The organism is Fictibacillus sp. 18YEL24 (assembly GCF_015903855.1).
Taxonomy (GTDB): Bacteria; Bacillota; Bacilli; order Bacillales; family Fictibacillaceae; genus Fictibacillus; species Fictibacillus phosphorivorans_C.
Genome location: NZ_JACZDT010000003.1, coordinates 244,717 through 271,093, shown reverse-complemented (window position 1 = coordinate 271,093; position 26,377 = coordinate 244,717). Strand labels below are relative to the sequence as shown.

General features: G+C 39.2%; 27 protein-coding genes. 4 read left to right on the top strand and 23 right to left on the bottom strand.

Going from position 1 to position 26,377, the window contains the following annotated elements; translation table 11 throughout:
* Position 1 precedes the first annotated feature (1 nt).
* From HU823_RS11715 to HU823_RS11700, 4 genes are read right to left on the bottom strand one after another with little or no spacing between them, the layout of a single operon-like run.
* On the bottom strand, positions 2-472 hold the full coding sequence (locus tag HU823_RS11715; RefSeq protein ID WP_144702343.1) for a RidA family protein: 471 nt from the start codon (positions 470-472) through the stop codon (positions 2-4).
* The gene (locus HU823_RS11710; protein WP_144702345.1) at positions 444-1,490 is read right to left on the bottom strand and encodes an amidohydrolase family protein; all 1,047 of its coding nucleotides are present in this window, start codon (positions 1,488-1,490) and stop codon (positions 444-446) included. Before HU823_RS11710 ends, HU823_RS11715 begins: the two co-directional genes overlap by 29 nt.
* On the bottom strand, positions 1,478-2,017 hold the full coding sequence (gene nbaC, locus HU823_RS11705) for a 3-hydroxyanthranilate 3,4-dioxygenase (RefSeq protein WP_197222151.1): 540 nt from the start codon (positions 2,015-2,017) through the stop codon (positions 1,478-1,480). The genes HU823_RS11710 and nbaC overlap by 13 nt, the downstream gene beginning before the upstream one ends.
* A gap of 15 nt (positions 2,018-2,032) precedes the next feature.
* Entirely contained in the window at positions 2,033-3,520 is a 1,488-nt protein-coding gene (locus tag HU823_RS11700) for a 4-hydroxyphenylacetate 3-hydroxylase family protein (RefSeq protein WP_197222150.1), read from the bottom strand.
* A 375-nt stretch (positions 3,521-3,895) separates the two neighbouring features.
* On the opposite strand from HU823_RS11700, the gene HU823_RS11695 reads away from it, so the two are divergent.
* The gene (locus HU823_RS11695; RefSeq protein ID WP_197222149.1) at positions 3,896-4,390 is read left to right on the top strand and encodes a fasciclin domain-containing protein; all 495 of its coding nucleotides are present in this window, start codon (positions 3,896-3,898) and stop codon (positions 4,388-4,390) included.
* 204 nt (positions 4,391-4,594) lie between these two features.
* On the opposite strand, the gene HU823_RS11690 is transcribed toward HU823_RS11695, so the two are convergent.
* A complete protein-coding gene (locus tag HU823_RS11690; protein ID WP_144702357.1) occupies positions 4,595-5,344 on the bottom strand; it encodes an IclR family transcriptional regulator in 750 nt (249 codons plus the stop codon).
* Between the two features lie 397 nt (positions 5,345-5,741).
* On the opposite strand from HU823_RS11690, the gene HU823_RS11685 reads away from it, so the two are divergent.
* The gene (locus tag HU823_RS11685; protein WP_260858703.1) at positions 5,742-6,893 is read left to right on the top strand and encodes a histidine kinase N-terminal domain-containing protein; all 1,152 of its coding nucleotides are present in this window, start codon (positions 5,742-5,744) and stop codon (positions 6,891-6,893) included.
* Positions 6,894-7,109: 216 nt separating this feature from the next.
* Here HU823_RS11685 and HU823_RS11680 read toward each other — a convergent pair whose 3' ends face one another.
* The 7 genes from HU823_RS11680 to HU823_RS11650 all read right to left on the bottom strand — a co-directional run bounded on the left by HU823_RS11680 (position 7,110) and on the right by HU823_RS11650 (position 13,033).
* The gene (locus tag HU823_RS11680; RefSeq protein WP_197222148.1) at positions 7,110-7,307 is read right to left on the bottom strand and encodes a hypothetical protein; all 198 of its coding nucleotides are present in this window, start codon (positions 7,305-7,307) and stop codon (positions 7,110-7,112) included.
* 24 nt (positions 7,308-7,331) lie between these two features.
* Positions 7,332-8,198 (bottom strand): dimethylarginine dimethylaminohydrolase family protein, encoded by an 867-nt coding sequence (locus HU823_RS11675; protein WP_144702369.1) that lies wholly within the window; start codon positions 8,196-8,198, stop codon positions 7,332-7,334.
* A 225-nt stretch (positions 8,199-8,423) separates the two neighbouring features.
* Positions 8,424-9,041, bottom strand: a complete 618-nt coding sequence (gene nadD, locus HU823_RS11670) for a nicotinate (nicotinamide) nucleotide adenylyltransferase (protein WP_197222147.1) — start codon at positions 9,039-9,041, stop codon at positions 8,424-8,426.
* Complete coding sequence (locus HU823_RS11665) at positions 9,034-10,521, bottom strand: nicotinate phosphoribosyltransferase (RefSeq protein WP_197222146.1); 1,488 nt, start codon at positions 10,519-10,521, stop codon at positions 9,034-9,036. The genes nadD and HU823_RS11665 overlap by 8 nt, the downstream gene beginning before the upstream one ends.
* A 24-nt stretch (positions 10,522-10,545) precedes the next feature.
* Positions 10,546-11,094 (bottom strand): cysteine hydrolase family protein, encoded by a 549-nt coding sequence (locus HU823_RS11660; RefSeq protein WP_197222145.1) that lies wholly within the window; start codon positions 11,092-11,094, stop codon positions 10,546-10,548.
* Positions 11,095-11,165: 71 nt separating this feature from the next.
* Positions 11,166-11,942 (bottom strand): NUDIX hydrolase, encoded by a 777-nt coding sequence (locus tag HU823_RS11655; protein WP_197222144.1) that lies wholly within the window; start codon positions 11,940-11,942, stop codon positions 11,166-11,168.
* A gap of 248 nt (positions 11,943-12,190) precedes the next feature.
* The gene (locus HU823_RS11650) at positions 12,191-13,033 is read right to left on the bottom strand and encodes a DUF4037 domain-containing protein (protein WP_197222143.1); all 843 of its coding nucleotides are present in this window, start codon (positions 13,031-13,033) and stop codon (positions 12,191-12,193) included.
* Between the two features lie 117 nt (positions 13,034-13,150).
* Here HU823_RS11650 and HU823_RS11645 point away from each other — a divergent pair, with 117 nt between their 5' ends.
* Complete coding sequence (locus HU823_RS11645) at positions 13,151-14,056, top strand: hypothetical protein (protein ID WP_197222142.1); 906 nt, start codon at positions 13,151-13,153, stop codon at positions 14,054-14,056.
* Between the two features lie 20 nt (positions 14,057-14,076).
* Complete coding sequence (locus tag HU823_RS11640) at positions 14,077-14,625, top strand: GNAT family N-acetyltransferase (protein WP_197222141.1); 549 nt, start codon at positions 14,077-14,079, stop codon at positions 14,623-14,625.
* A gap of 17 nt (positions 14,626-14,642) precedes the next feature.
* Here the strand turns inward: HU823_RS11640 and HU823_RS11635 are convergent, their stop codons facing one another.
* From HU823_RS11635 to HU823_RS11585, 11 genes are all read right to left on the bottom strand, one after another.
* The gene (locus HU823_RS11635; protein WP_144703720.1) at positions 14,643-15,329 is read right to left on the bottom strand and encodes a YqcI/YcgG family protein; all 687 of its coding nucleotides are present in this window, start codon (positions 15,327-15,329) and stop codon (positions 14,643-14,645) included.
* A gap of 81 nt (positions 15,330-15,410) precedes the next feature.
* Entirely contained in the window at positions 15,411-16,421 is a 1,011-nt protein-coding gene (locus tag HU823_RS11630; RefSeq protein WP_197222140.1) for a phosphotransferase, read from the bottom strand.
* A 22-nt stretch (positions 16,422-16,443) separates the two neighbouring features.
* Positions 16,444-16,749, bottom strand: coding sequence for a DUF2087 domain-containing protein (locus HU823_RS11625; RefSeq protein WP_144702394.1), 306 nt, complete (start codon positions 16,747-16,749; stop codon positions 16,444-16,446).
* Positions 16,730-17,542, bottom strand: a complete 813-nt coding sequence (locus HU823_RS11620) for a GNAT family N-acetyltransferase (protein WP_197222139.1) — start codon at positions 17,540-17,542, stop codon at positions 16,730-16,732. The genes HU823_RS11625 and HU823_RS11620 overlap by 20 nt, the downstream gene beginning before the upstream one ends.
* A 17-nt stretch (positions 17,543-17,559) precedes the next feature.
* Positions 17,560-17,958 carry a DUF2500 domain-containing protein gene (locus tag HU823_RS11615; protein ID WP_197222138.1) on the bottom strand — a complete coding sequence of 133 codons (399 nt, stop codon included), beginning with the start codon at positions 17,956-17,958 and terminating at the stop codon, positions 17,560-17,562.
* A gap of 279 nt (positions 17,959-18,237) precedes the next feature.
* Positions 18,238-20,043 (bottom strand): IucA/IucC family protein, encoded by a 1,806-nt coding sequence (locus tag HU823_RS11610; protein WP_197222137.1) that lies wholly within the window; start codon positions 20,041-20,043, stop codon positions 18,238-18,240.
* A complete protein-coding gene (locus HU823_RS11605) occupies positions 20,027-21,226 on the bottom strand; it encodes an MFS transporter (protein WP_197222136.1) in 1,200 nt (399 codons plus the stop codon). Before HU823_RS11605 ends, HU823_RS11610 begins: the two co-directional genes overlap by 17 nt.
* Complete coding sequence (locus HU823_RS11600; protein ID WP_197222135.1) at positions 21,202-22,551, bottom strand: lysine N(6)-hydroxylase/L-ornithine N(5)-oxygenase family protein; 1,350 nt, start codon at positions 22,549-22,551, stop codon at positions 21,202-21,204. Before HU823_RS11600 ends, HU823_RS11605 begins: the two co-directional genes overlap by 25 nt.
* Positions 22,526-23,110, bottom strand: a complete 585-nt coding sequence (locus tag HU823_RS11595; RefSeq protein WP_197222134.1) for a GNAT family N-acetyltransferase — start codon at positions 23,108-23,110, stop codon at positions 22,526-22,528. The genes HU823_RS11600 and HU823_RS11595 overlap by 26 nt, the downstream gene beginning before the upstream one ends.
* Positions 23,094-24,881, bottom strand: coding sequence for an IucA/IucC family protein (locus tag HU823_RS11590; protein WP_197222133.1), 1,788 nt, complete (start codon positions 24,879-24,881; stop codon positions 23,094-23,096). Before HU823_RS11590 ends, HU823_RS11595 begins: the two co-directional genes overlap by 17 nt.
* Positions 24,878-26,371, bottom strand: a complete 1,494-nt coding sequence (locus HU823_RS11585; RefSeq protein ID WP_197222132.1) for a pyridoxal phosphate-dependent decarboxylase family protein — start codon at positions 26,369-26,371, stop codon at positions 24,878-24,880. The genes HU823_RS11590 and HU823_RS11585 overlap by 4 nt, the downstream gene beginning before the upstream one ends.
* Positions 26,372-26,377 lie beyond the last annotated feature (6 nt).

Genomic DNA, 26,377 nt, shown 5'->3' with positions numbered 1-26,377 from the left:
GCTAATTCCCCTTTTCGTCTTCAATCTCAAGGATCATTTCAATCTCAATCGCTGTTCCACCAGGTAGCTGGGCCATGCCTACGGCTGATCTAGCATGTTTACCTCTTTCTCCAAAAACAGCAACAAGTAGATCTGATGCTCCGTTGATGACTTTTGGCTGATCAGTAAAATCCTCTGTACAGTTTACAAAGCCTAACAGCTTCACAACCTTCTTCACTTTGTTTAAACTCCCAAGCTCGTGTTGAACGACTGCTAAGAGATTTAACATGGACTGGCGAGAAGCTGCATAGCCTTCTTCTACCGATAAATCTTTTCCTAGCTTACCGTGATACTGATCAACACCTTGTCCGGCTGTAAATAGAAGATTACCCACTCTTACACAGCCCACATAGTTTCCGACAGCTGGCCGCACCTCTGGTAGTACATGGCCTAGACTTTGAAGCTTATCCTCCGGTGTTTGCATGACTTGCAACGGCTGCACCCCGCTTTCGTTTTTCAAGACCTAAAAATTCAGCAGCGTTTCCGCCAAGCATTGCTTTTCGCTGTGCATCCGTTAGCTCAAGCGTTTCATCGATTACTTTTCCAGGATTCACTTCACGCAGCAGAAACGGATAATCTGAACCCATAAAGATCTTGTCTGAACCAAATCGCTCCATCATATAACGGATATTCATCGGATCGTAATTTAACGAATCAAAATAAAACTGCTTGGCATAATGACTTGGTGGATGTGTGGTCAGACGCAAATGTGGCCACACCTGCCACCCTTGATCAAGACGGGGAATTAAGTAAGGAAACGAACCACCGCCATGCGCAAAACAAATCTTTAGTTTAGGAAATTTCTCCATCATACCGCTCCAGATTAAGGATGCTGCGGCTAATGCGGTTTCACTCGGCATCCCGATCGTGTACATGAAATTATGGTTTGGCATACGCTCTTTTCCGAGCGTTTCCCACGGATGAATAAAGAGCGGTACTTCCCACTTCTCCGCCATCTCAAAAAACGGAATAAAGTCAGGATGATCGAGATTCTGTCCATTTATATTTGTTCCGATCTCGATTCCATGAAGTCCAAGCTCGTTCATACAGCGATCCATCTCCCGGATCGCTGTTTCTGAATCCTGCATTGGAACCGTTCCTAGACCAGCGAAGCGGTCGGGGTATTCATTGACAGTTTCAGCGATAAAGTCGTTCTGGATTTTCGCCATTGCTTCGGCTTGTTCTGGCGGCGCCCAGTACGAGAATGTTACAGGGATCGGGGATAGCACTTGAATGTCTACCCCTTCACGATCCATGTCATCGATCCGTTTTTTTGGATCCCATACTTGGTCCGTTACATCTCTAAAGTTCTTGCCACCTACCATAATGGCTGCGCCGCAAGCACACGTCCTGTTTAACACCGGCCACCTTTCTCCACTATATTTTTCGGCAAAGTCAGGAAACGACTCTGGAATGATATGTGTGTGAAAGTCAATCCTTAGCACTTCCATTCCTCCACGTTCTCTGGCATCTGGTAACCGCAATCTTTACACAAGCGAACACGTTCATTGGAATTAAAACTGTGAATTGCTTCTTTTACTTGTTTCTCAATGTCACTCAATTGAACCGTTACGCGATGCATCTCAGAATCACAGCGGTCACAGAACCAAACGAAGTCTTCAAGCTCACCTTGTGCACGTTTACGCTCAATCACAAGACCATAAGAATCAGCCACACGATGCGGCGAATGAGGAACCATCGTCGGCAGCATGAACACGTCTCCTTCTTTTACTTCAACTACTTCACGCTTACCGTGTTTATTAATGATCTCCACATAACAGCTGCCTTTGATCTGATAAAAGAACTCATCAGAAGGGTCCACGTGAAAATCACGTCTTTTGTTCGGACCACCTAAGATCATGGCGATAAATTCGGAATCCTGCCAGATCACTTTGTTGTTAACTGGGGGCTTGAGCAAGTCTTTGTTTTCATCGATCCATTTTAATAGGTTAAACGATTTTAAAGTTGATGTACTCATCCTTATTGCCTCCTTTTATTTAGCCAGCTTAGGCTGGTCCTTCACGAATTCATTTGTTACGGAAAGTGCTTCATCAACCATTGCAAACTGTGCTTTTCTTTTATATCCGTTATAGAAGATGGCTCTCTTACGGATCGGATCTCCCGTATAATAGCGCTCATATTGCACAAGCCGCTGCCCGAAAGCTTCACCGCACAGATCCCATGCAAGCTTGAACAGCTTAACGCGTTCAAGAGAGTCCACACCGTCACGGCCTAAATAGTACTTATCAATCTCACTTCGGATTTCTGGAGCGTTAAAGTCATTCCCAGTCGGTGACATAAGCAACCCTCCAGCACCGATGATTTGAATGACCTCGATCGCTCTTGGATACATTTTAGGAAGCATTCCGCGTATGGTCTCAAGCGCTGCCGCATTCGGCATCACTTCACCAGATGCTGTTGTCTCATATTCATACTCAGCTACTCTCAATAAGGAACGGATCACCTCTACGTTCTGAACCAATTCCCCAAGATCATTCTGTACGTTTAAATATCCATCAACACCGATAGAATCTGCTAGTTTACAAGCAACCTCTGTTGCAAAAGCTAATTTTATATATCCTCTTACACCTGACTGATGAGCTGGCTGCTGAGCAATTCCTGTCTTAGGATAAAGAAGGTTCGCTGCTTCCACATTGTTATAAAGAAACACGCGATCCCAAGGCACAAGTACGTCATTAAAGACGAGCAATGCATCCATCTCCTCAAATCTTGAAGCGAGTGGATGATCAAACTGTGATCGCTTGCCGTCCTGCATCGGTTCACGGCATATGAGCTTAAGTCCTGGCGTATCCACAGGCACTGCAAATGCAAGCGCATAACGCTCGTCTCCAGGTGCGAAGCCAGGGAACGAGTAGATGATGACTTCATCTGTAATGGGCGCTAATGTAGCGAGCATTTTTGCTCCCCTAACGATCAAACCATCAGGCGTTTCTTCAACAGCACCTAGATGTGTAAACATATCTTTTTGTCCATGAGAATTTTTGCTGCGGTCATTTTGAGGATTGATGATTGCGTGTGTTAAAAACAGATCATTGTCTCTTATGTAGTTAAAGTAGTTTTTGATATTGACAGACCATTCAGTATTGTACTGATCGAGAAACCAGCCATTGTGTGCCATGCCCGTTACTACGACGTTCAGAAAATCAGGAGTTCGGCCCATTAGTCCAAAAGTAGATTTTGCGTAGATTTCAAACAACTGGCTTCTTGCCATTAATTCTTCATAGGTTGTCGGATGGAGAAATGCATTGTTTACCCGCTCACCCGTCTCTTTGCAAATATGTGTAATGGAATCTTGAATTTGCGGATCGTGCTGCATGTCGTACAGTTTAGCGATCTCTTGAATTGGCTGTTTAAAAACAGGTTCGTCCACAACATTTGTAACTCTCCTGCCTTCTAACCAAATTTCTGGTGAACGAGATTTCAATGCTTGAATATATTGAGCACCAGTTCTAATTCCCATACCATATGCCTCCTCTATGAATAGATGTATTAATTTGTTTTAACTATATAAGAAAGCGCTTACAAATCTCAATGCGGTAATTTCACATTATGAAATTATCTGAAAAATTTATCCGTTACTGAATTTCATAGCTATTTTGAGAATGAAAGAGGGTGATATTAGCTATTGGCTCGCTCTTTTGTGGAAGTATAAGTAGTTAGGGTTTTATCAAAGACGTGATTATAATGTTTCTTTCTTGCTTTTGTTACTCAAACAAATGAACAGACTGGTATAAAAACTTTAAGGTGATTAATACTACCCTTGTACTTACGATTCGAAAAAGGACGATGGTACATTTTCTAATAGCAAACTTAATGGAAAAAGGAGGGTATTTAAATGAAAATGAAGAAAGTTATAAGTTTTCTCATGATTTTGATGATGACACTTTCATTCTCGAATGTTACTTTAGCAGCAGAAAATACAGCTGCTAAAAAGGATATTGTTGATACAGCGGTAGAAGCTGGAGATTTTAAAATTCTTGCTGCTGCACTTGAAAAAGCGGGATTAGTTGAAACACTGAAAGGTGCTGGTCCGTATACGGTATTTGCACCAACAGATCAAGCGTTTGAAAAACTGCTAAAAGAATTAAACGTTACAGCAGAAGAGTTATTAAACAGAGAAGACTTAAAAAATATATTACTTTACCATGTCGTTCCTGGAAAAGTAATGTCAACTGATCTTCAGAACGGAATGAAAGTAAAAACACTTGCTGGTAAAGAAGTAATAATCTCACTTAATCCCGTAAAGGTGAATAATGCAACTGTTGTTAAACCAGATGTTGAGGCATCAAATGGTGTTATTCACGTAATCGATGCTGTGTTATTGCCATAAGAACTGATTCCGGTCCTTATGATTAGAGAGCATTGGACAAAAGGGTATTTTTACATAAGGAAAATACTCTTTTTATCAATAGGTATTACAAAAAACGCAACGAAGATTCGCTGCGTTTTTTTTTTTTGCTTTTCTCCTGTTTACTTGTCTTATTTTTTACTTCTTTGATTTTAAAGACAGATCATTCTATTTATGTAAGCGCTATCATAAAACGCTAATAAAACCGAGTTCTTTTGAGATCGACTCCGCTGTTTTTACGACATGATGAATCATAGAAGGCGTATCTTGCCCTAGCATATACGATACGGGTCCAACCATATTAAGAGCAGCTATGATTTGTCCGGTATACGATTTGATCGGAGCGGCAATTCCATACAACCCCATCTCGTTTTCGTTGTTGCTGATGGCATAACCATTTGTTCTTATAACATCAAGCTCATTTTTTAATTTTTCAACACATGTAATGGTATTAGGAGCGCGGCGAAGCAATCCCCTTGATATGGTCGGCTTAATCATGGAGGGGTTAAAAGCTAGCAATACTTTTCCTGTGCTTGTACAATATGCAGGTTTTGTATCGCCTATAAAAGTGGGGACAGCTACTGAATTTGAAGAAGCTACTCTTAGAACGAAACGCACTTCACCACGATCCAGCATTCCGATATGTACGGTTGTGTTAAACCTTCGGACAAGACCTTCGCACAGTGGCAGTGCTTCCGTGTTGATGTCTTGCTGATACATGACGTGATTGCTCCATTCTAGCAATTTCCATCCTAATCTATATTTTTTTTGACTGTCTTGAATCAGTATGCCTTCTGAGCAAAGTGTACGAACTAAGTGATGAACCGTGCTCGCATTCATGTTAAGTTTTTCAGCAATCTGCAAGTTTCCTAATGCTGGTTCATCTTTGGTGAAGCAATTTAATATCCTTGAAATTTTTTGAACAGATGAGATCACCAATTCTCCCCCTCAAACGGATACGATTTAGTTGAAGTCAGCTTAGCAACCACCCCTTTCAATATGCGTTCATCGTATTGAAAAAGGCAGACTTGTACAATCTCAAAATTTCACAATATGAAATTACAAAAATATATTTAGAATAGTCAGAAATATTTTAAAGGATAGTTTTCATTCATAAAGAAAAAGTAAAGACTGGAGGTTTATGATAGTTTTCGTGGTCTCGTGTCGATTTACCTACCTATTTTCATAATTTAATGAAAAATTTGTAAACTGCATATGGCATTTCGTCTATATTTCCATTACTATATGTAGTATAAATACTTTTATATAACAAACGTTAGCTGATTCATATTTTATTCTTTCCATGATTTTAATGTTGAAAGAGGTGCGAGCGGTGGACATAACAGAAAGCTTAATTACATATATGGATGATAACTTGCCTACTTACTTACATGATTGGCACCAGAGAATCGTGATATCGAATCATGATGTACATAAAGAAAAAGTAATAGAGAATGCCTTGCATATGGTTGAGCTAGTTAAACAATCCTTACGACGTAAACTATCTCCCGAAGAAATTATGCACCTCGCCCATGAAGTCGCTGTTCAGCGGTTAGAAGCTAAGATCAATATAGGTGAATTCGTATACAATGTGAACCTAGGACGAAGTGAGATCGTCCGTTTCGTGACGGGCTCTGGTATATCCATTGAACAGTTGCAGCCTGTGATTGAAACGATCAATTCTCTTTTTGATGAGTTTTTATATCATGCCGTTAAGAAGTATACGGAGCTGAAGGATATTGAGATTGAGGAAAAAACAGTATTCATCGACCAAAGTCACAAAGAACGGTTAACCATTTTAGGACAGATGTCATCTAGTTTTGTACATGAGTTCAGAAATCCTTTGACAGCAGTAATGGGTTTCGTAAAACTCATGCAGCAAGAGAATCCAAACATGAAATACATTGATATCATCAGTCATGAATTAACACAATTGAACTTTCGTATCTCTCAATTTCTTCATGCCTCAAGAAAAGGGGTTCAAGAACGGGAAGCGGAGGATTTTGCTTTAGAAGATTTATTCACAGATATACTAGATTTCATGTATCCAAGTTTAGTGGATGCAGACGTTACGGTCATTCCGCGCATTGATCCTACGATTACACTGCGGGCACACAAGGACGAGTTGAAACAAGTACTGCTTAATCTCATCATGAACTCGATCGATGCACTGCGTCAAATGAGACAGAATCGCCGAATCATGATTTTTAGCAAGATTGAAGATAATGATAACGTACATATTACTATTTCTAATAACGGCCCAGCTATCCCACCCGAAACAATCAGTACGATCTTCGAGCCATTCTTTACAACAAAAGAATTAGGCACGGGTATTGGCCTTTTCGTGTGCAAGAAAATTATTGAAAAGCATAACGGGTCCATCAGCTGTTCATCAGATGATAGCATCACGACCTTCACCATCGTACTTCCCCTTCAGAGTACTGCTGTAACGACTGAGGAAGAAAACTCACAAATAGAAATATAGAAAGGAACTTGGAAATCCAAGTTCCTTATTTAAGTACTCTTTACCCTGCAGTATTAAAAATATGTCTAAAACAGACAGTTTATAGCTTTGTACCTACAAAGAATGTCCTTTAGAAAGGCACTTGTATAAAAGATTGTTGATGTAGAATTTTGTGCAAGATGATTCTCGAAGCGTGAGGCACGAGCTTGCACTCCAATCATCAATCAAAGAAGTGTGTTAAGCAGTTGATATATGTTTTACGGTATGTGTTTTTATATTTATTACGCGTTCACCGGTAAATAAGCTGTGACCACCTGAGAAGTGCTCAGAAACACCTGAAATGCCTATCTTTTCGCATGTGATCATGCGTTTTTCACCTTTAAGAGCGTAATTTTCACCGATAACACAGGAAACAACAAAAAAAGCCTTTGCCATAGGCAAAGACTACTTGTGAACGATTTAATGCATCTCTTCTCGATATAACGGCATCGAACAGCAGCGGAACGAACCACCTGATTTTATAATTTCAGAGATATCGACTTCTAAAACTTCGTATCCTCTTTCACGAAGTGCAGCATTAACATTTTTATTTACAGGAAGGCTCAAAACTTTTTTATTTCCAATAGATAAAACGTTCGTACCCATCGTAAATTGTTCTTCTTTCTCCACTTCAATCACATTAAATTTTGAGGCTAAAAACTGATAGTCTTTATCCTCAAATGCATGTTTATAGATTAAAGCATCTTTTTCAGACAAAATGTTAAAAACACAATCTAGATGCAGATAAATAGGATCAAATGGGACGGCAATGACTTTCATATGAGGAAGCTGTGATTGAAGTTCTTGAATGGTTTCCTCAGATGTTCTGCCACTCACTCCGATATAGACGGTATCACCGTGAACGATTACATCTCCGCCTTCAATTCGGTCACCTTCGATCAAAGAAAGATTAATCTGATGTTCTAATAACCAGTTTCGTAATACCTTCTCTTCTCCATCGCGTATATTGCTTCCCATACGTGATACGAATACCGTCTCTCCGATTGTAAATCCAATGTCACGCGTGAAAACTTGTTCAGGGAACTTCTCCATCGCAGGAAGTTTATAAACGTCTACACCGTTTGCTTTCATCGTGTCCACGAAGTGCTGATGCTGTTTCATCGCTCGTTTCATGTTGATGTTGTCTTTTGCAAAATGGCGCTGTGTTTCATTGATTATTTCATCGATCTTCATATATCTTGGTTCACACACAATCACTTTCTTTAATGTGCCATACTCACTATCACAGTTCACGTGTTTGTATTCTCCTTTTATTACGGTAGCCATCTATAATCCTCCATACGCTCATAAGGTATTTATAAGGCTCTTCCCTAAATCAATAGTCCCGTAAACGTTTTTTGCATCTTTCACTAGTTTATTTATATTTTTTCCAAAAATAGCTGAAAGTTAACTTCTTTTAAAAATATTTAATAAAATGCAAAAAACAGCTGACTCTAAGGTACTTCTCAGAATACCTTCTTAAGTCAGCTGTTGTTATGATTGTTCCACTCGTTATGAAGAGTAAAGTTCATGTTTTTTTATATATTCATAACAAGCATCAGGCAGCAGATACCTTGGTTCGCCACCCTTAGAAAATTCATCACGTATATAGGTGCTGCTGATTTCCATAGACAGCCCTTTATCGATCAGATGAAATTTTGTGCCATCATCATGATTTCTTAGGATGGGTGAACGCGAGATCGTTTTGACCATATTAATTTCATCCCTTGCCATCACAATAAATTTATTATTCGAGATTAACTCATCATCATACTTCCACTTACCATCTGCAATATCAACCAACAAATCTGCTCCCATAATGAAGTACACCTCATCATCAGGATATTTTTGTTTAAAATGTTCCATCGTGTAATACGTGTATACTTCCCAAGCTTCTTGAAGCATCTCATGATCATCGGCAATAAATGTATGATTATTTGAGATTGCAAGCTGAAGCATCTCCCAACGATGAGTATCAGATGTTTTCATCGTTTTATCTTTTCGTTTACTTGAACATGGAAGGAAGATCACTTTGTCTAGTTTACAGCGGTGTGCAACGGTACTAGCGGTCCATAGATGTACATTCGTTATTGGGTCAAAAGATGAGCCGTAAATTCCAATCTTACCCATTATGAGATTCTCCCTCTTCAATTAATGACAGTACTTTAGTTTGCACGTCTTGAATATTCCTCATCTTGTTGTCCCAGCATGCTTGACTAAGATCGACTGGATACTCCTCGGGATGCATCGTGCGTTTGTATTCGTCCCATAACACTTCAAGGTTTTCTTTTGCAAAGATCTGTATCTCTTTTAGAGTAGGAGTTTCATAAACAACATTACCTTCTACAAAAATATCTTGATGAAGTTCTTTGGCTTTAAAGTTCGTTACAAATTTACTAATAAATGTATGCACAGGATGAAACATTTTAAGTCTGGGCTCTTCTTCGGGCGTTTCATTGTCCAGTGCAATGTAGTCACCTTCAGATTTGTTATTCTGTGTATTGATGATTCGATAAACTTTTTTCAAACCAGGAGTCGTTACCTTTTCAGGATTTCCGCTGATTTTGATCGTGTCTACCATATTCCCTTGATCGTCTTCAATAGAGACAAGTTTGTAGACCGCTCCTAGAGCTGGCTGATCATAAGCGGTGATCAGTTTTGTACCAATTCCCCATGAATCTATTTTTGCACCTTGCGCTTTTAGATTGATGATCGTATTCTCATCTAGATCATTTGAAGCAATAATCTTTGTGTCAGTGAATCCTGCCTCATCAAGCATCTTTCTCGCTTCTTTTGAAAGGTAAGCGAGATCTCCACTATCTAAACGAATTCCCTGAAAATTGATTTTGTTTCCTAGTTCTTGAGCGACCTTAATCGCTGTAGGCACTCCAGAGCGCAAAGTATCATACGTATCGACTAAGAACACACAGTCTTTGTGACGTCGGGCATATTTATGAAATGCCGTATATTCATCGCGATATGTTTGGACGAGTGCATGAGCATGTGTACCTGCGACTGGTATGCCGAATCGTTTTCCTGCTCTTACATTTGATGTCGCTTCAAAACCACCGATAAACGCGGCTCTCGTTCCCCAAATCGCCGCATCCATCTCTTGTGCTCTTCGTGTTCCAAACTCCATCACTCGTTCTTCCCCAACCACTTGTTTAATGCGGGATGCTTTTGTAGCGATAAGTGTCTGGTAGTTTACGATATTTAAAATAGCTGTTTCAATAAGCTGAGCTTCTGCTAATGGTGCTTCTATTCGTATGATCGGTTCGTTTGCAAAAACCAGTTCTCCCTCAACCATTGAGCGGACAGTACCCGTAAATTTTACTTGCTCCAGATACTCCAAATAATCTTCTCCGTACCCTAGTTCCTCCCGAAGGTAATCGATATCGCTTGTTGTAAACTTAAAATTCTTCAGATAATCTATGATTCTCTCTAATCCAGCAAATACAGCATACCCGTTCCCGAAAGGAAGTTTACGAAAGAAGACTTCAAATACAGCTCTCTTGTTATAAATATTGTCCTCCCAGTATGTTTCAGCCATATTAATCTGGTAAAGATCTGTGTGTAGCGTTAAACTATCATCAGCATATTTATTGTTCATTTTCATTACCTCCAAGAGAATGATTTAGATAACTTTTGCGTTCAAACAGCTCTTAAAATGTCCTAATGCCCACTCATGCCCTGCTTGGTTAAAGCTCGCTACTGCTTTTTCATGAACAACGATCTTAAGTCCCGCATTGTAAGCATCAACAGCTGTATGAAGGCAGCAGATGTCTGTGCACACTCCTACGATGTGAACCTCTGTAATACCACGTTCACGAAGCTTCATTAATAAATCTGTACCTGCGAAGGCACTGTATCGGGTCTTATCCATCCAATAAACATTTGATTTCGTTTTATGTGTCTCATATACTTTTTGAAGATTTCCATAAAGCTCTCGACCTGGTGTACCTTCAATGTTGTGTGGAGGAAAAAGCTCGTTTTCTGGATGATACTTATCATCGGTATGATGCTGATCTATAGCAAAAGCAACAAAATCACCGTTATTAATAAATTGTTCCGTAATAGAAGTAATCTCATTTTCAATATCCTGACCTGGTTTCCCACAAGTAAGTGCACCTTCATCTGCCACAAAATCAAATGTGTAGTCAATATTGATCAACGCTTTTTTCATAATAATTGCCTCCTAATTGTGTTTGGTTAACTATTAACAATTCGTTAATTATTATCATTAAAAAAATTCAATTAATAACGCGCTGTATAGATTGGCTTTATTACATCCATCTCAATGAATGTATAAAGTTTTGTTGCTCTCTTCGACGTTCTTGTTGTTGTTTTCCCTTGTACTTCTTGTATAAAAGGAAGAGATTTTATCTTTCTTGAAAATGATTGATCACTTAAAATCGCAGGATCATTCGTTACGGTTTTTAAAACAGCCTGAAGTTCAGAATACGTAAAGTTTTCAGGCAAGAAATTCTTAGCTACAGTTGTTTGCAACAGATCGTTTGTGATGACTTGAATCGCATCTGCAATGATTTGTTTATGATCGAACGCTAGATCCAGATTCAATACTTCTTTTATAGAAAACAGTTCAATATCAGCTGCATCATCTTGTGCTTTTCTTAGCGATAGATACGTATCAGGAACAATCGCATAATGGGCGTTCGAGATGATCCAACCTCTAGGATCGCGGCCAGGTTTGTCGTAAACACCAAATTGTTTAATATGGATTCCAGAGATATTCGTCTCTTCTTCTAACTCTCGTTTAGCTGCTTGAAAGCCGGTTTCATCGTCTTGCACAAAACCTCCTGGAATCGCCCACTTGTTTGCTTCAATGTTCATATTTCCTTCTGAATCAAGTGCCGCTCTTTTGATCAACATGATCTTAAGATCCATCGTAGGAGGTTTATATGCCTCATTTTTTTCTGCGATTATTGTAAAGACGCAAATATCGGAAGTGTAACCATCAGGTGTACGATATTTTTTGATGTCATATTGTTTCAATGCTTGCTTATTAGACAATGGTGCCCCTCCTTTTAATTAACAAGTTGTTTATTGTTAATTTATTTATATTCTATTTACCTCATTTTGTGAACGGTTAAACTTAATTTTTTTAAAAGGATGTATTTCATGGTTGTATAATCTTTCCAAGTTATTGCTTGTCATGAGGTATTCTGTGTCCATAAAAAAATAAAAACCACCCGAGAAGACGAATCCACCCGGATGGCTATTTCTATTGTGTATGCATAATGAATTTTTTATACTTGGAATCAGCCTTTATTTTCCGGCCGAACAAAGCTCAGTTTTTCTTTGTAAGCTTCTAAAAATGGAAGGTCGGGGTAATGTTTCTCCACAAGGTTAAAAACTTCTTGAATCAACAGTTCTAACTCTTTTATACTCTCATGAACATTTTTAATGAGAATCCGGGATAGTCGCTCATCTAAATGATCTGGCTTTATTTTGAATATCTCGCTGTATTTGTGCATCCACTTAAAGGACGGATGATGAATATACAATTTATTTAAACCGAATAGTGTTCCGAGAAGTTTCTTCTGTACACCCACCATCAGATCATACAACATGATCCACTCGTTTCTATCTAATAGAGCATAACGGTTGTTCCACCTACTCCATAAAGCTAGATTTTCTTCGATCATGTTTTGTGCTAATTGATCTGGATACACTTCCACTTCTTTTTTTAGTTCTGTAATCACTCGATCTCCATACAAACTTACTCCATAGAATACAGATGATGCCATGCACTGTTTGCCGTAATCCACTTCATGATCTATTACTACTTCTTTTATCCACGTATTCGCTGTAGTTGTTAAGAAACTGCTAATCTCAAGTTTTATATTTTGGGGCGTTAAATAGCTTTCTGCCCATTCTTCCTCTTCATATGGATGAAACTCGATGATTGTTCCATCTATCGCGTGAATAGGAAACATTCTATCTTCATCAGTTGGAGATTCCGACCAGAATATATTCAGTTCAATATCTGAGTGCTTGTCTTCCCAGCCTCTTGAAACAGATCCTGCCAATAATACAGCCTGCACTTTTTTATTTTTTTTATAAATAGCTGCCATTTTTCTAGCTATATCTTTTAAATTCACTTTTTCACCTCTCTCGCTTTCATCTAACTTAACTTGTTCTTTAAAGTCTACTAACATATGTAAATTATTGATAGTATTAGATTATCATATATTTAACATCGTTTATTAGGAGTAGCTATGCAAACTATAAAGAAGTACACAATCTCTCAAGAAACATTGGAAAAGTGGAGTGGAATTTTTGTGCCCGATCGTGATTTTTTCTATTTTAGGAGTAAACCAGACCATTTTCCTTCTCATAAAATAACAGAAATGAATCAAACTGTGTTTACACTCGACGTTCGAACCTCTTTTCTTACATGGTCTATTAACAATAAAGCTGAATATGTATGCGTGATGTTCAATGAAGAGTTTCAAGCTCTATCTACGTTAGAAAAGGAAATGATAATAACAGAACAAAAAGCACTAAACAGAGGTCTTGTTTTTACAGAGGACGAATTAAAAGGTCTAATGAAGAATGTAAATTTGCCAGACACCGATAACCAACTGGAAATCTTAAAACAAGGTGCTTCTTTTCAAGACATTGTAATTCTTCAAAAGTGCAACTGGAATCAAGTATCAAAGAACGTTCAACATACTATCTTGATGAACTACGCAGATGAGTGGATTGAGGAATATGCTTTAGAACCAGAAATACGTGAAAGCTATCGAACTCGATACCCAGAATTATTCCCGTACATGGACACTTTTTCAGAAGAGAACGGTCCTAACTGTCTTGCGGCTGTCGCTTCAGCTATTCGTTCTTCTACCGATGACATCATGTGCTGGATGCAGGTTGAACACTTTTTCCATCTATTAGAGGAAAACCACTATCGTCACATTGTTACTTCTTCTGTTCAAGCCAGAGATGTATGGATATGGTTTAATGAGCAAAATCAAGCTGTACATGCTGCTTATCTTTTAAGTGAAGAACATGCCTTTAACAAACATGGCCAAACGATGTTTAACCCGTGGCAAGTAATTAGAATTAACGAACTCAAAAAAGCGTGGGCTAACTTTGCATGTAAGATCTATCGAAGAGTCTAATTTAAGGACGGTGTGGTGAGATGCTACAAAAAGATAGAATTCGATTTCGAGAGATGCTTGTGGAAGATTGGAAAGCGATTCACCAATATGCCTCACAAGAGATCGTTTCTCAATACCAGCCTTGGGGACCGAATCATGAAAAAGATTCTATAGCCTATGTGAATGAAGTAATTAATGATGCAAACAGAAATCCTCGTGAACGGTATGCTTTTGCGATCGTTGAAAATCAATCAAACCTGTTGATCGGAGCAGGAGAATTACAGATTACCTCATTAACAAATCGTGTTGGTGAGATTGGTTATGTGCTTCATCCGGATTATTGGGGAAAAGGATTTGCGACGGAAGCCGGGGAGCTTTTGCTGAAGTTTGGTTTTGAAGATCTGCAGCTTCATCGCATTTTTGCAACTTGTGATCCTAGAAATAAAGGTTCAGAAAAGGTTTTGAAGAAACTAGACATGAAGTTAGAAGGCATAATACGTGAATCTATCCTACTTAAAGACAGATGGCGTGACTCTATGTTATTCAGTATGTTAGAGCACGAATGGACAGATAAAAAAGGACTCAAATAAGAGTCCTTTTTCACGTTTTATTTATGATGAAACGGACATTTTCCCGCTATCGGTTCAACGTCGTCTCCAATAAAATACTGTTTCCATTCACGGTGCTCTGGGTCTCCATAATGACTGATGTTGGGATGCTTCGGAAGATTATCCCACTTCTCTACACGCTCACGAACTTTTTCCCGAGACATCGCTCCGCCTGGAGATGTTCCTTCTAAGCCTTCAAAGATTCGTCGAGGCTGGAATCCGAGGACTAAGCTGTTACCAAGATCTCTTGTTTTTCTTTGTTTGTATGCAGGTGCGTTCCCGAATACAAAATAAGGCTCATTATCAAATGAAAAAGCGAATAAGTGGTGGTCCGGGTCTTTCGGTATATGTTCTGGCCAAGGTTGATTATCTGTTTCGTGCAATGACTGAAGCATCTTCCAAAAATAGTCGCGGTAATACGGAATGTCTTTCTCTTCTTTCTCCGGCTCAACAAACACAAACAGTCCGTGACGAATCAATTTAGGTGCATCAAAAAGTTTGTTAAATTCTCGAATTGCCTCAGGCAGGTTCGACCAGTCATCATGCGTCACATATGCATATCGTAATTCTCCCTTATTCTCAGCTGCCATTCCAAAATAACAAGGAAAAGTTTTGTTCGTCACTGTCTCATGGAAAGTCTTATACTCCTCGATCACCCACGCTGGCACTATTTCTGGATTTGTCATATCTTCTTTTTTCAGCAAACACAATTGTTTCGTCTCCACTTAACCACTCCTCTGATCTGTTAATGAGGAATTTCCCTTAAGCTAGTTTGTTAAAACATGATTATTACTTCTTCTTTTTTCCAGTTCTTTTAATCGCTGTTGATGACGAGCTAGCCAAACCATTTCTTGTTGAAATCTTTTTGGAGGCTCTCCTTCATGAGGATTGATATCGATCCACCACGTACTTTCCATGTACCAAACTAATCGTAGAGATATCACTAATCTTTCAACTGATAATTCATTTGTATTATTGTACCCTTTAAGAAATGCCTGGACAGCTTTACGATTTAGAATATTATTTTGCAGACACGTTGAGATGATCAGTCTCCCGATATCCAATTCTAAATAGTCATAGTTCATTCGATCAAAATCGAGAATCGCCGAAAAATGATCTTCGGAAAAGAGCAAGTTATCCACCCAAAGGTCGCGATGACACCAGCCAGGAGTGAGATTATTAAACTGTTCTATATCCAACGTTAAGGACGCGTTCTTTTGTAGATCCATTATAGAACGGATATTATCTAATCCTTGTTCATCACACTTATGTATTTCACCTTGCCAATACTCCACACGTTCTTCTATAGAAGGAATTTTGAATATCGTTTCTGATTTTGCTGATAATGTTCCATCATTTAATAAAGTGTGAAGCTTTCCAACTTCCTCACCAAGAGATCGCATCTGGTTACTCGAAAGATTACCTGGTGAGACTAAGCTTCCTTCCATGAAGCGCATTACAGTAAAACGTTCACCTTCTGTTGACTTCTGTAAAAGATCACCTTTATATGACAAAATTTCAGGACAAGCTATTCCTTGTGTGAACAATCTATTCTGTGCATGAAGAGCAGTTTGTATCGTTTGAAGATCGTACCTTTTCATTCGCTCTTTATTGTATTGTTTTATTAGAAAAACACCTTGATTCGTTTCTATCTTCCATTTTTGATTGAGCCACCCTCGATAGATCGGTGTACATTTATCCACTTCAAAACCAAACCGAGTCTCTACCTCTTCTTTTAAATGAGTCCAAAGACTTTCATTCGATATCTCTGTCTCCAATCAATTCACTTCTTTCTAACTGTTACTTGAGTTCTTGCCATTTTGTCCAAAGCGTTTCATCTCTTTTTATGTAATTTCCGGCATCTCGGTCCATGTATCCGTTCACTATAAATTCTCTGCGAATGGTACAAAAATCTTCATGATACGTCTTTATAAATTCATTGATCTCTCGTTCCGTATAGGACTGATTGTCGTTCAATTGCTGAACTAAATATTCTAACACGACTAATTTTTTCTTCTTTTGAGAAGGGATGTTCTTTAAGCGCCCGTCTTTGGTTAAAAATGCGTTCAATACACTTTTTTGATAACTATCTACACTGGTTGTCATTATGATTGTTCCTTTCTTTACAGAAATTGATCGTCCATTTTTCGATGTCTTTAAAGCCTAACCTCTTATAGATACGACCAGCTTCTGGATTGTCATAAAATAATGTTAGTGTTTTATTTTCTTGAAAAAGGTTATACATCAAGTGTTCTATACAGATGCTTGCCAATCCTTTTCCCTTTTTTGCGGGTAGGGTACAGACACCTGATACCATAGCGGCTACAGATGTCTCACAAACGGTAGATGCTGATGAAACGAACTTTTCATGTTCTTCAATGACGAATATCCTAGACCATCCATTATTCATCTGATCAATAAAAGATTCCGGATTATACTCCCTCTTAAATTCAGGAACTTCTTGATAAAAAGAGATGAGCTGAGGAATTTCTTCTTTGCTTATACATCTGACTGAATCTGAAGAGTTTAGATCTTGCTTGGGATCACATTTTGCATAATAATAACTTTCGCGTTTATCGTAACCGTCTGTAATGAACGGTTCTATCTCTTGCGTTAAGCGTTCAATTCCATTCACTTCTTTTTCATTTGTATCTGTATTGATGATGTCTGCAAACTTCTGTAGATTACATTCCGTTTCCCAATACGGTGTATATTTGTTCTTGAATTTACACAACACAGCGATTAAATCACCTTTGGAATCGAACTGACCCCAAAGCATCTGAATATCCGCTTCGTACCCATATGATTCTATTCCCCACAACGTAAACAGGTTCTCTGCCGGCTTTTTGCCCAGAAGTTTCATTACGTTCTCATGATCACTTTGATTTAATTTTCTCATATGTTTGTATCCTCAACTTATAGAGATTGTGATTGCCTATTTCGTTCGAAACCTAAATAACGTGTGCCTTGAAAGGTGAGTGTTCCTCTATCACCTTCAACTAACGTGCCGTATTCTTGTGCCTTAACGTGAAACTCCATTCGGTCCCCGCTCTCTACTTCAAATGTGACATAATACCATGTGGAAGCAGACGTATCATTAGAACCACCGGTTACTTCACTCCTTTTCGTAACCACTTCTGCCGCGACGGATAGTACAGGCTGCTTGTTATTGCTGTTCCACTGACTGATTCCTTTCACGATGACAATTACAAAAATACTAATAACGATTACAAAGACAGCACCGATAAAAATGGGAACGATATCAAACATCAGATCTCCGCTGCCGCCGAATCCTGGTTCTTCAAAACCCTCCATAACTTCATCCCTCCTACCCTCTACTTACCATAATATTACATACGAAAGCGAAAAAATAGAAGTTTCAGATTTAACGCCGTTCTTTTACGGTACGTGTTTTTTATTTCTGTTACTCGTTCACCGGTAAATGCTCTCTTTCAACCATTAATAACGGCGCGACCACCGGTAACATGGTAATAACCACCTGAACCAAGTCTCTTTTCACCGATAAATCGCCTCTCACCACCCCAAACACAGAAAAAGGACTTCCTTTTCACCAAGGAAGTCCTCATTCTTTGATTATTGAATACTCATCTCTTTGTTTTTGCGAATTTCATAAAGAGCGTTTCTTACTTTTCCAAACTCAGAGGCATGTGGTCGGTCATCTCCATCTCCATAACCGTAATCTACCATTCTATTTCGGTTCAAACATAGCTTTGTAATCTCTGGCTTAAAGAAATCAAACAGCTTGAAACGCTCTTCTAGATGTGAAAATCTCGCTTGGTACGCTTCAATACTGTCTACCAAATGTGACCAGAACGCTTTTTCTTCTATTAAATCGTTACGTACCATAACATTTGACAGATAACGCAGATGACAGATAAAGAGTCCCGTGAAAATAAATTGCGTTAATCCTTCAGGTGGTTCACTTCGTAATACAGCACGCAGCTCTTCTGTAACACCCTCTAACTCTTTGAAAGGCTGATCCGAGATGTTCACGTCATCTACGTAATCTTTTACTGCTAGTCTTTCAGGCTGATAGTCTTTCAAAATTAAAATCGTGTTCTGACCATGCGGCGAAAAGACTGTTCCATATTGATAAAGGAAATGAAGCAACGGCGGCATCACAACACCGAAGAACTTCTTCATCCAATCGTCAGCACTTAACCCAGACTTTTCAATCAGACTTTGTACATAAGGCTTTCCGTTTTCATCAACATGATGAAGTGCAGCAAGTGTGATCGGTTGTTCACCGTCTTTTAAATACGTGTAGATGCTTTCGCGCCAGATTGTTCCTAGCATCTCTAGGTATTGATATGGTGCTCCCTTCAGCTCGCTATAGTGAGGGTGATCAACATTAATACTCGCTATCTCTCCTGGAAGGATCACTTCACATTCGTCACGTAAAAAATGGTCTCCTTCAAATATTCCTTTTATGTGCTCTGTAACAAGTGGTGCGATGAGTGTTCGTTCTGACGGAAGTCCTCGATACACGAGTGTATTTAAAATACTCATCGGAAGCTTGACATGAGACTTCAAAGGGTTTGTTACATTTACAAACGTTCGAACAGATTGTTGAGGCAAATAATGATCGGTTCCTTCTTCTAAAGGAACAATCATACCTGTCGCTAGATCCCGAGGGAAATTTTGAATCAATACGTTATTCCACTGCCATTCATGTACCGGCATAAAATAATAATCTAGCGGTAATTTGCCTTTCTCTCTTAAAATCTCATTAAAGCGCTGAACAAGAACACCATCTAGTTCTCTCATTAAAAGTTTTTCATAATGAAGTTCCTGTACAGATTGAAACTGAGCACGATCGCGATGAACGGCAATCCAGAACAGCTTTGTTTCATTCTGATTCTCAGGAGCGTATTTGTTATAGTCATCGAAACCAAAACCGATACGACCTTTGTTATACGTGATCCATGGATGGCCTGACATCTCTCCCTCTAACTCAGCATAATCAAGATCAACCAATTCATCAGATGTTTTTTTATGATTGTTTAGTAGGTTTGCATCAGCAATAAGCGTATGATTCAGTTCTTTAATAAGGTGACCTGCTGTTTCGGATGACATGCCGATCATGGGCTGAATATCCATTAAGAAACGAATCGCATCTGTTGCAGATTTCCATTCACCATTTTCTAACACCTGGATCGATTCTGGATCTACATCGAAGCTTTCAAATAAACGCTTTTGGGCAGCAAAATGGTATTTGCGTTCTTCATTCACTGTAAAAACATATCCCTCATCTTCTTGCTCTGGAAAAATCATCTCTTCATACATATATTCTGCAAGCATCTTAGCTAATAAATTTTTGTTCACTTTTTCCCATGTATCTTTTTTTAACATGGACTCTGTTTCATTTATATAAAGCATCTTCTTCCTCCTTATGTATGTGCAATTTTCCTTTGTTTCTTTCTATCGAGTACGTTCCCCATAAGAAAATGAATAAGTGTAGAACGACGAACAAACTAGCATAAGTAAATACGTCTGAAATTGAATGGGTGTTAACGATGGAGGATGCCGCGACTGGGGCTAGCAGCAACCCTACATTTTGAATCGCAGAGATCTTGCTATAGTCTCCATGCATATTCCCACTCCACTTAAAGATAAATACATCTATTTTCGCAAGACACCAGGCCGCCCCTATACCGAACATACATCGGAAAAAGATGAGTCCAATGATACTCGTTTCGATTCCTTGAAGAAACAAACCAACAATGATCATGCTCGCCGCACCAACATAGCCGTACCATCCTAACCGTTCACTGTATTTTTTTGTGAGCGGCAATGTGACGATTGCCATCAGACTCGGAATCAAATACAACGAACTGCTCATCATCGTATTCGTGCTGTACACATTTTCCGTGTATGTTGTAAAAAACGGCCGGATCATATTTACTGCAAGATGAAGGGTTAAAACGATGATTCCAAAAAACAAGAATGGAGTTACTAAGCTACGATGATCTGTTTGTTCTAGTTCTACTATTCTGTTTTTGCTTACTTTTCTTAAGAAACGTAGGCTGAAGACTGCCATTAAACATTCAACGATTCCAACGATCCAAAAGATTAATAATGGATGATCCATTTCTATAACCCATCCAGACAAAATCGTCGCTGTGACGATCGCACCTTGCAATACGGCATGATAACTGGCTGCTGCTCCTGTCGTAGAATTTCGATTCTCAGAGATTAGAATGGTATACAACAGAAAGTAGCTGCTCTTAAAGATCAATAGAAGTACACTCGCTGCTACAAACATTTCAAAGCTTGGTGATATCGCCATCAGAAAGCAAGAGATCCCTGTTCCCCATTGTCCGATGATTAATAATGTAGAGCTGTTATTTCTTTTGTGGGCGATCAATCCCCAGATGGGAGTAAAGATCACAACGACGAGTCTGCACGTCATAATGTAGAACCCTGTTAGGTCTGGATCATCTATGCCATACACCTTATTAAAAAATTGAGGATAAAAAGGCGATAGCAATACTTCTGTGCATACGAAAAGAAAGACACAGCTTAATAAAAACAGGTTTAACGAACGGTTGCTGGCTTCCATGAAGGTTCCGTTCCAAAATTCTGAAACACATTTTTTGTACTAACAGGATACATTTCCTTCTCAAATAGCGTATTGATAATAACTGCGTTTCTATGTGCGCCAAGGCCAAGGTCTGGAGCACCTACACCGTGAGTATGAAGCTCACCATTCTGAATGAAGATATGGTTATTTTGCAGTCCCTTTGTCTCCAATCGATAATCGCTAGTAATCTGATAGCGGTTTTTAGAATCCCACTGAATCTGGTCCTGCATCTTCATTAAGAAATGTGGGAAAGACGGGGCATAGCCTGTCCCTAACACGATAACATCAGATTCCATTTCAAATACTTCACCCGTTACGTTCTGACGAAGTGTAAGCAAGTGAGTATCTTCATACTTTTCAAGATGAACAAGTTCGGTCATCGCCTGCAGATGGATATCAGGCTTATGTTGTCCAACTGATTTTACATAAAGCAGATTGTAAATATCAGCGATCGTGTCCATGCTGATCCCTTTGTAGAGAAGGTCTTGCTTTTTCAAAAGCTCATCCTTCTTCGAAGAAGGAAGATTGTAAAAGAAATTTGTATAATCAGGTGAAAAATATTCAAGTCCAAGCTTCGAATATTCCATCGGGAAAAATCCTTTGGATCGTGTAAACCAGTTTAAAGAATATGAGTCATTATCCTGATGCTGTGCCAGATCATAGAACACTTCTGCTGCACTCTGACCAGAACCAACGACTGTCACTGAGTTTGCATTAAGAATCTCTTCTTTTCGATCTAAGTATTGTGAAGAGTGGAAGACTCTTGCACCAAGTTTCTTCTCCATATGAGAAGGTACAGAAGGAATCGTACCGATGCCTACAGCAAGATGCTTTGTATAGTACGTCTCTGTTTCCCCAGTTTCTAAAGACTCTACAATCACTTCGTACACAGAACTATCCGTATCTTCAACCGGTTGAATGTGCTCCACTCCCATACCAAAGCTGCAAGAATCTATCTGACTCGCTACCCAACGGCAATAGTGGTTGTATTCTTTTCTTGGGATATGAAAGTTCTCCAAGAAATAAAAGTGGTACAATCTATTATGTTTCTGCAAATAGTTTAGAAACGTGTATTTGCTTCTCACATTTGCCATACTTACTAAATCCGCAAAGAATGGTACTTGAAGTGTTGTGCCATCGATCAGCATGCCACTATGCCAGTTGAACTCTGTTTTCTTTTCAAAAAAGAGTGCTTTTTTACCTTCTGTTTCATCTAGCATCGCCGCAAGTCCTAGGTTGAATGGACCGATGCCGACACCGATGATGTCATAGATCTCTTTATGTTGTGATTGTTTGAAAGACATCTTTCCATCTCCTCTCGAACGTATCTCTATGGCAGAACATGAGCATTCCCGTCTTATCCGGTAACTGAATCGCCTTTACTTTTTCAAAGCCGCACTTTTCAAATACATGAATCATCTTTTCATTCCGAATATCAGGTTCAGCGATTACTTTTTCAGTCCCTTTCGATAAAAACTGAAAATGTACGATCGCACGTAATAAAGGAAGTGCGTAACCTTTCCCAAGAAAGAGTTCTTCTCCGATCAAAAGATGAATTCCCTGGTCTTTAGGATGTGGATCATAGCACTTTTCCACCACATCTCCTTTTACCCAGTATGCTTCCCAATAGCTCATCGGAACTCCATCTATTAAGCCCAAATATAGCGTTTGGTGCTGATCTGCCAGGAACGTTCTCAAATGCTTTCTGTATGCTTCAAACGAAATATCCAGTTTCCAGTATGGGATCACATACGGTTGCTGCTGCCATTTATGAAGAAGTGAAACATCCCGCTCCAAATCCACTTTTACATACGATAATGTCTTTTGGACCGTGTGATCATAAAAACTAAATTCTGGCTGCATCTGATTTCATCACCTTTTGTAATGGGTTTCGGATCTTAGTGTAGACAGACTGAGTTTCTAGAGAACCAACAAGCTCATCCATATCATGAAAACGAGTAAGTAAGTTTGCTTTGCACGGAAGTTCTTCCGCGTCTAGTAAGCTTCTAATTAAGCCTGACTTTCCGTCTGTTAACGTATCATGGTGCATCAAGCGATGACGCAGCATATCCATAAGGTCTTCTTCCTCGATAAGATTTGCTGCTCCAAAACCGTTGATCAGACCGAATAAGTGATTCATGAAAAAATAATAACGGAAGCGTTCGATCGCGACCTCGTCACTGCAGATCGTTACACTCTTACGGTTAAGACTTGGAAGCTGTTCAACGAGCAGATCCGCTTTGGATTCGCTGTAATAATAGCCTTGATTATCACGGTAATAAAAACGCTTCGGATAGCCATTCTCCAATTGAACGATCGAGTTCTGCTGATGGGCCTCAAGCGCAACACCGTATCTTTCGTACAGCCAGAGCATCGGATCTAGAGCAATTGTTAAATATTTCAAAAACCAATCTTTACTGACTTCTTCTGTCGTTCTGCTCTCCCTTTGAGCGATGTCATGAATGATTGAAGCGATTCTAGAGTTTCCTCCAAAACCGTGGTCCTGACAAAGACCAGCTATTAAACTCGCATTTTTATCATTATCGTAAAAAGGATTCTCTCTGATCACCACTTCAAACCCTGAAGTCTCTTTATCTGTTAGGATATTTAAGAATGCAGGATCTTTTATGATCTGAAACGATGGATAGATCTCCTGCATCTCTTGTCCGATTTTTGATTGCAGAAGTCTAGAAACTTCTACCCCTCTATGCAGTTCTTTTTCCAGGTTAACGCGCAGAGAGTTAGTAATCTTCACGGGTACAGAAAACTTAAACATATATTTAAAATTTGGACTGTATACGGAACGCATAGAAGATGTTGCTGAGAATAGCTCACCGAATGGACCTATGTAGCTCAACTTGTTATCTTTGATTAAAGTTTGAACAAATGAATCATTCAATAGAACTTGAACTTGTAAAGGATGAACCGGTATGAAGACAGATTCATCATCGTATTCCACCTGTTTGGTGAATTTCTCATCTCGTTGCAGAAGCATTCTAGTAATCTCTTCCGCCGTCACTTCATCTGCCGTATCCTGATCGATGATGGACTTGTCCGCTTGAAAGAAATGGAGCTGAAACATTCCCTTAAGTTCTGGGGAATAAAGAGATTCATCTTCATCACTCATTCCTTGCTTGCTTTTCGGAGTCGGGTGAAGCAGATGACCAAACAAAAGCGACTGCTCTGCTTCAATGAATGTAAACTCACTGCTCTCTAGACTTTTGGAGTCATCTTCACGTGCTTCTAAGTACCGTTGTATGTTCTTTTTGCTGAGTATTGTCCGCAGCATCAATTCATCTTCTGCATCCTCACGATCTTTTTTTAGCAACAATTCTTTTGAAAGAATAGAGACAAGCGAAATATAATCGAGCGGTATCACGTTTTCATTGTTTTCATAAAGAATAGGAAAATGGTACAGATGTCTGCCTGTTAAAGACCAATGCTTAAGAGCAGCATAGATCGTCGAACGTTGTTTTTTTAGCTCGATCTTTATCCATCTGTTCGGTGTTACCCCACTCCAATTCAAATGATTTACCGCTTCGTAGACTTCTTCAAAGGCTTGTGTTTCTCGAAGATAACAGTTTAAGAAACTCTGTATGCTTGCATTTTCTGCTTGTTGTTTGTGATTTGTCATTGGGTGATCCCCCTGTTTTCGTACTCTAAAGCAAATTGAGAAATGGTATGAAGGATATCTTCAATATCCACGATTGTTGTCCGTGGGTTCAGTAACGTAAATTTTAAGAAGACTTCACCCTTCACTTTTGTTTTTGCGACTAGAGCTGTTCCTGAATGAAGAATTCTTTTGTAAATATACGTATTCACTTCATTTAATGAACCAGTTGCCGCGTCGGAATAACGAAATACAATCGCATTGATCTCTGGATTGATATTACACACATCAATCTGAGGATTCTTATCCATTACACTCGCTGCCTGTTTCGCAAGATGAAGCGTATAATCAATCATGTTTTCAAAGTTCTTTTCTCCAACGATACGTAATGACATGAAGAGCTTCAACGCGTCAAAACGCCTTGTTGTTTGAACCGATTTGCTCACTAGGTGAACAAGGCCATCTTCTTCATCGTTCTCAGGATTCAAATAATCGGCATGATGTGCGATATAGTGAAAATTTGTTTTTTCTCTTACGAAGAAAGCACCACAGCTGATAGGTTGATAAAACTGCTTATGAAAGTCTATCGTAATGGAATCCGCTTGCTCAATTCCTGCTAACTTATGAAAATGCTTTTTACTCAGAAGTAACGCACCACCGTAGGCTGCGTCAACATGAAGCCACAATCCATGGTTTTGAGCGATAGCAGCAACATCTTGAATCGGATCGATACTGCCAAAATCCGTTGTTCCCGCCGTTGCAACGATACACATCGGGATAAGTCCCCCACTTCTCAAGCGCTCGATCTCTTCTACTAATTTAGCTGTGTTCATCTTTTTACATTCATCCGTTTCAACCGTTACGACTGCCTGTTCTCCTAGCCCTAATTGAAAAGCTGACTTCTTCACGGTAAAGTGAGCATCCTCTGAACATAGAATACGGAGTTTATGCGACTCTGCTGGCAATCCTTGAGCTTTAACATTCCAATTCCATCGTTTATCACAAAAGAAATCGCGAGCGAGTAACAGCCCCATATAGTTCGATTGCGTACCACCACTCGTAAATGTCCCATCTGCTGAAGAAGGAAGGGCAAGCTTGTTACTTACCCATTTGATCAAGCGCTCTTCTAAATAAGTAGCCGTTGAGCTTTGATCCCACGAATCCATAGATTGATTGAGAGTACCGATGATCAATTCAGCTGCGATGGCTGAGATAAGAGGTGGACAATGAAGGTGGCCCATACTCGTCGGATGAGAGACATGTATGCTGTTTCTCACAACCTTTTCCAAAACATCGTTTAAAACCTTTCCAGGTTCCTCTCCATCTTCCGAAATGAGTGTTAGCTCGTTTATTTCTTTCTCGATTTTAGTAGGCTGTACACCGTTAAAAGCATCTGAATTATTTTTATAAAAACCACTTAACAGGTGCTGAGTTTCAAGGATAATGTGTCGAAAACTCTGTACTCCTACTTCACTATCGTTAAGGAAAAAGCGATCAAAATCAGTTGTGTTCATCTAGCA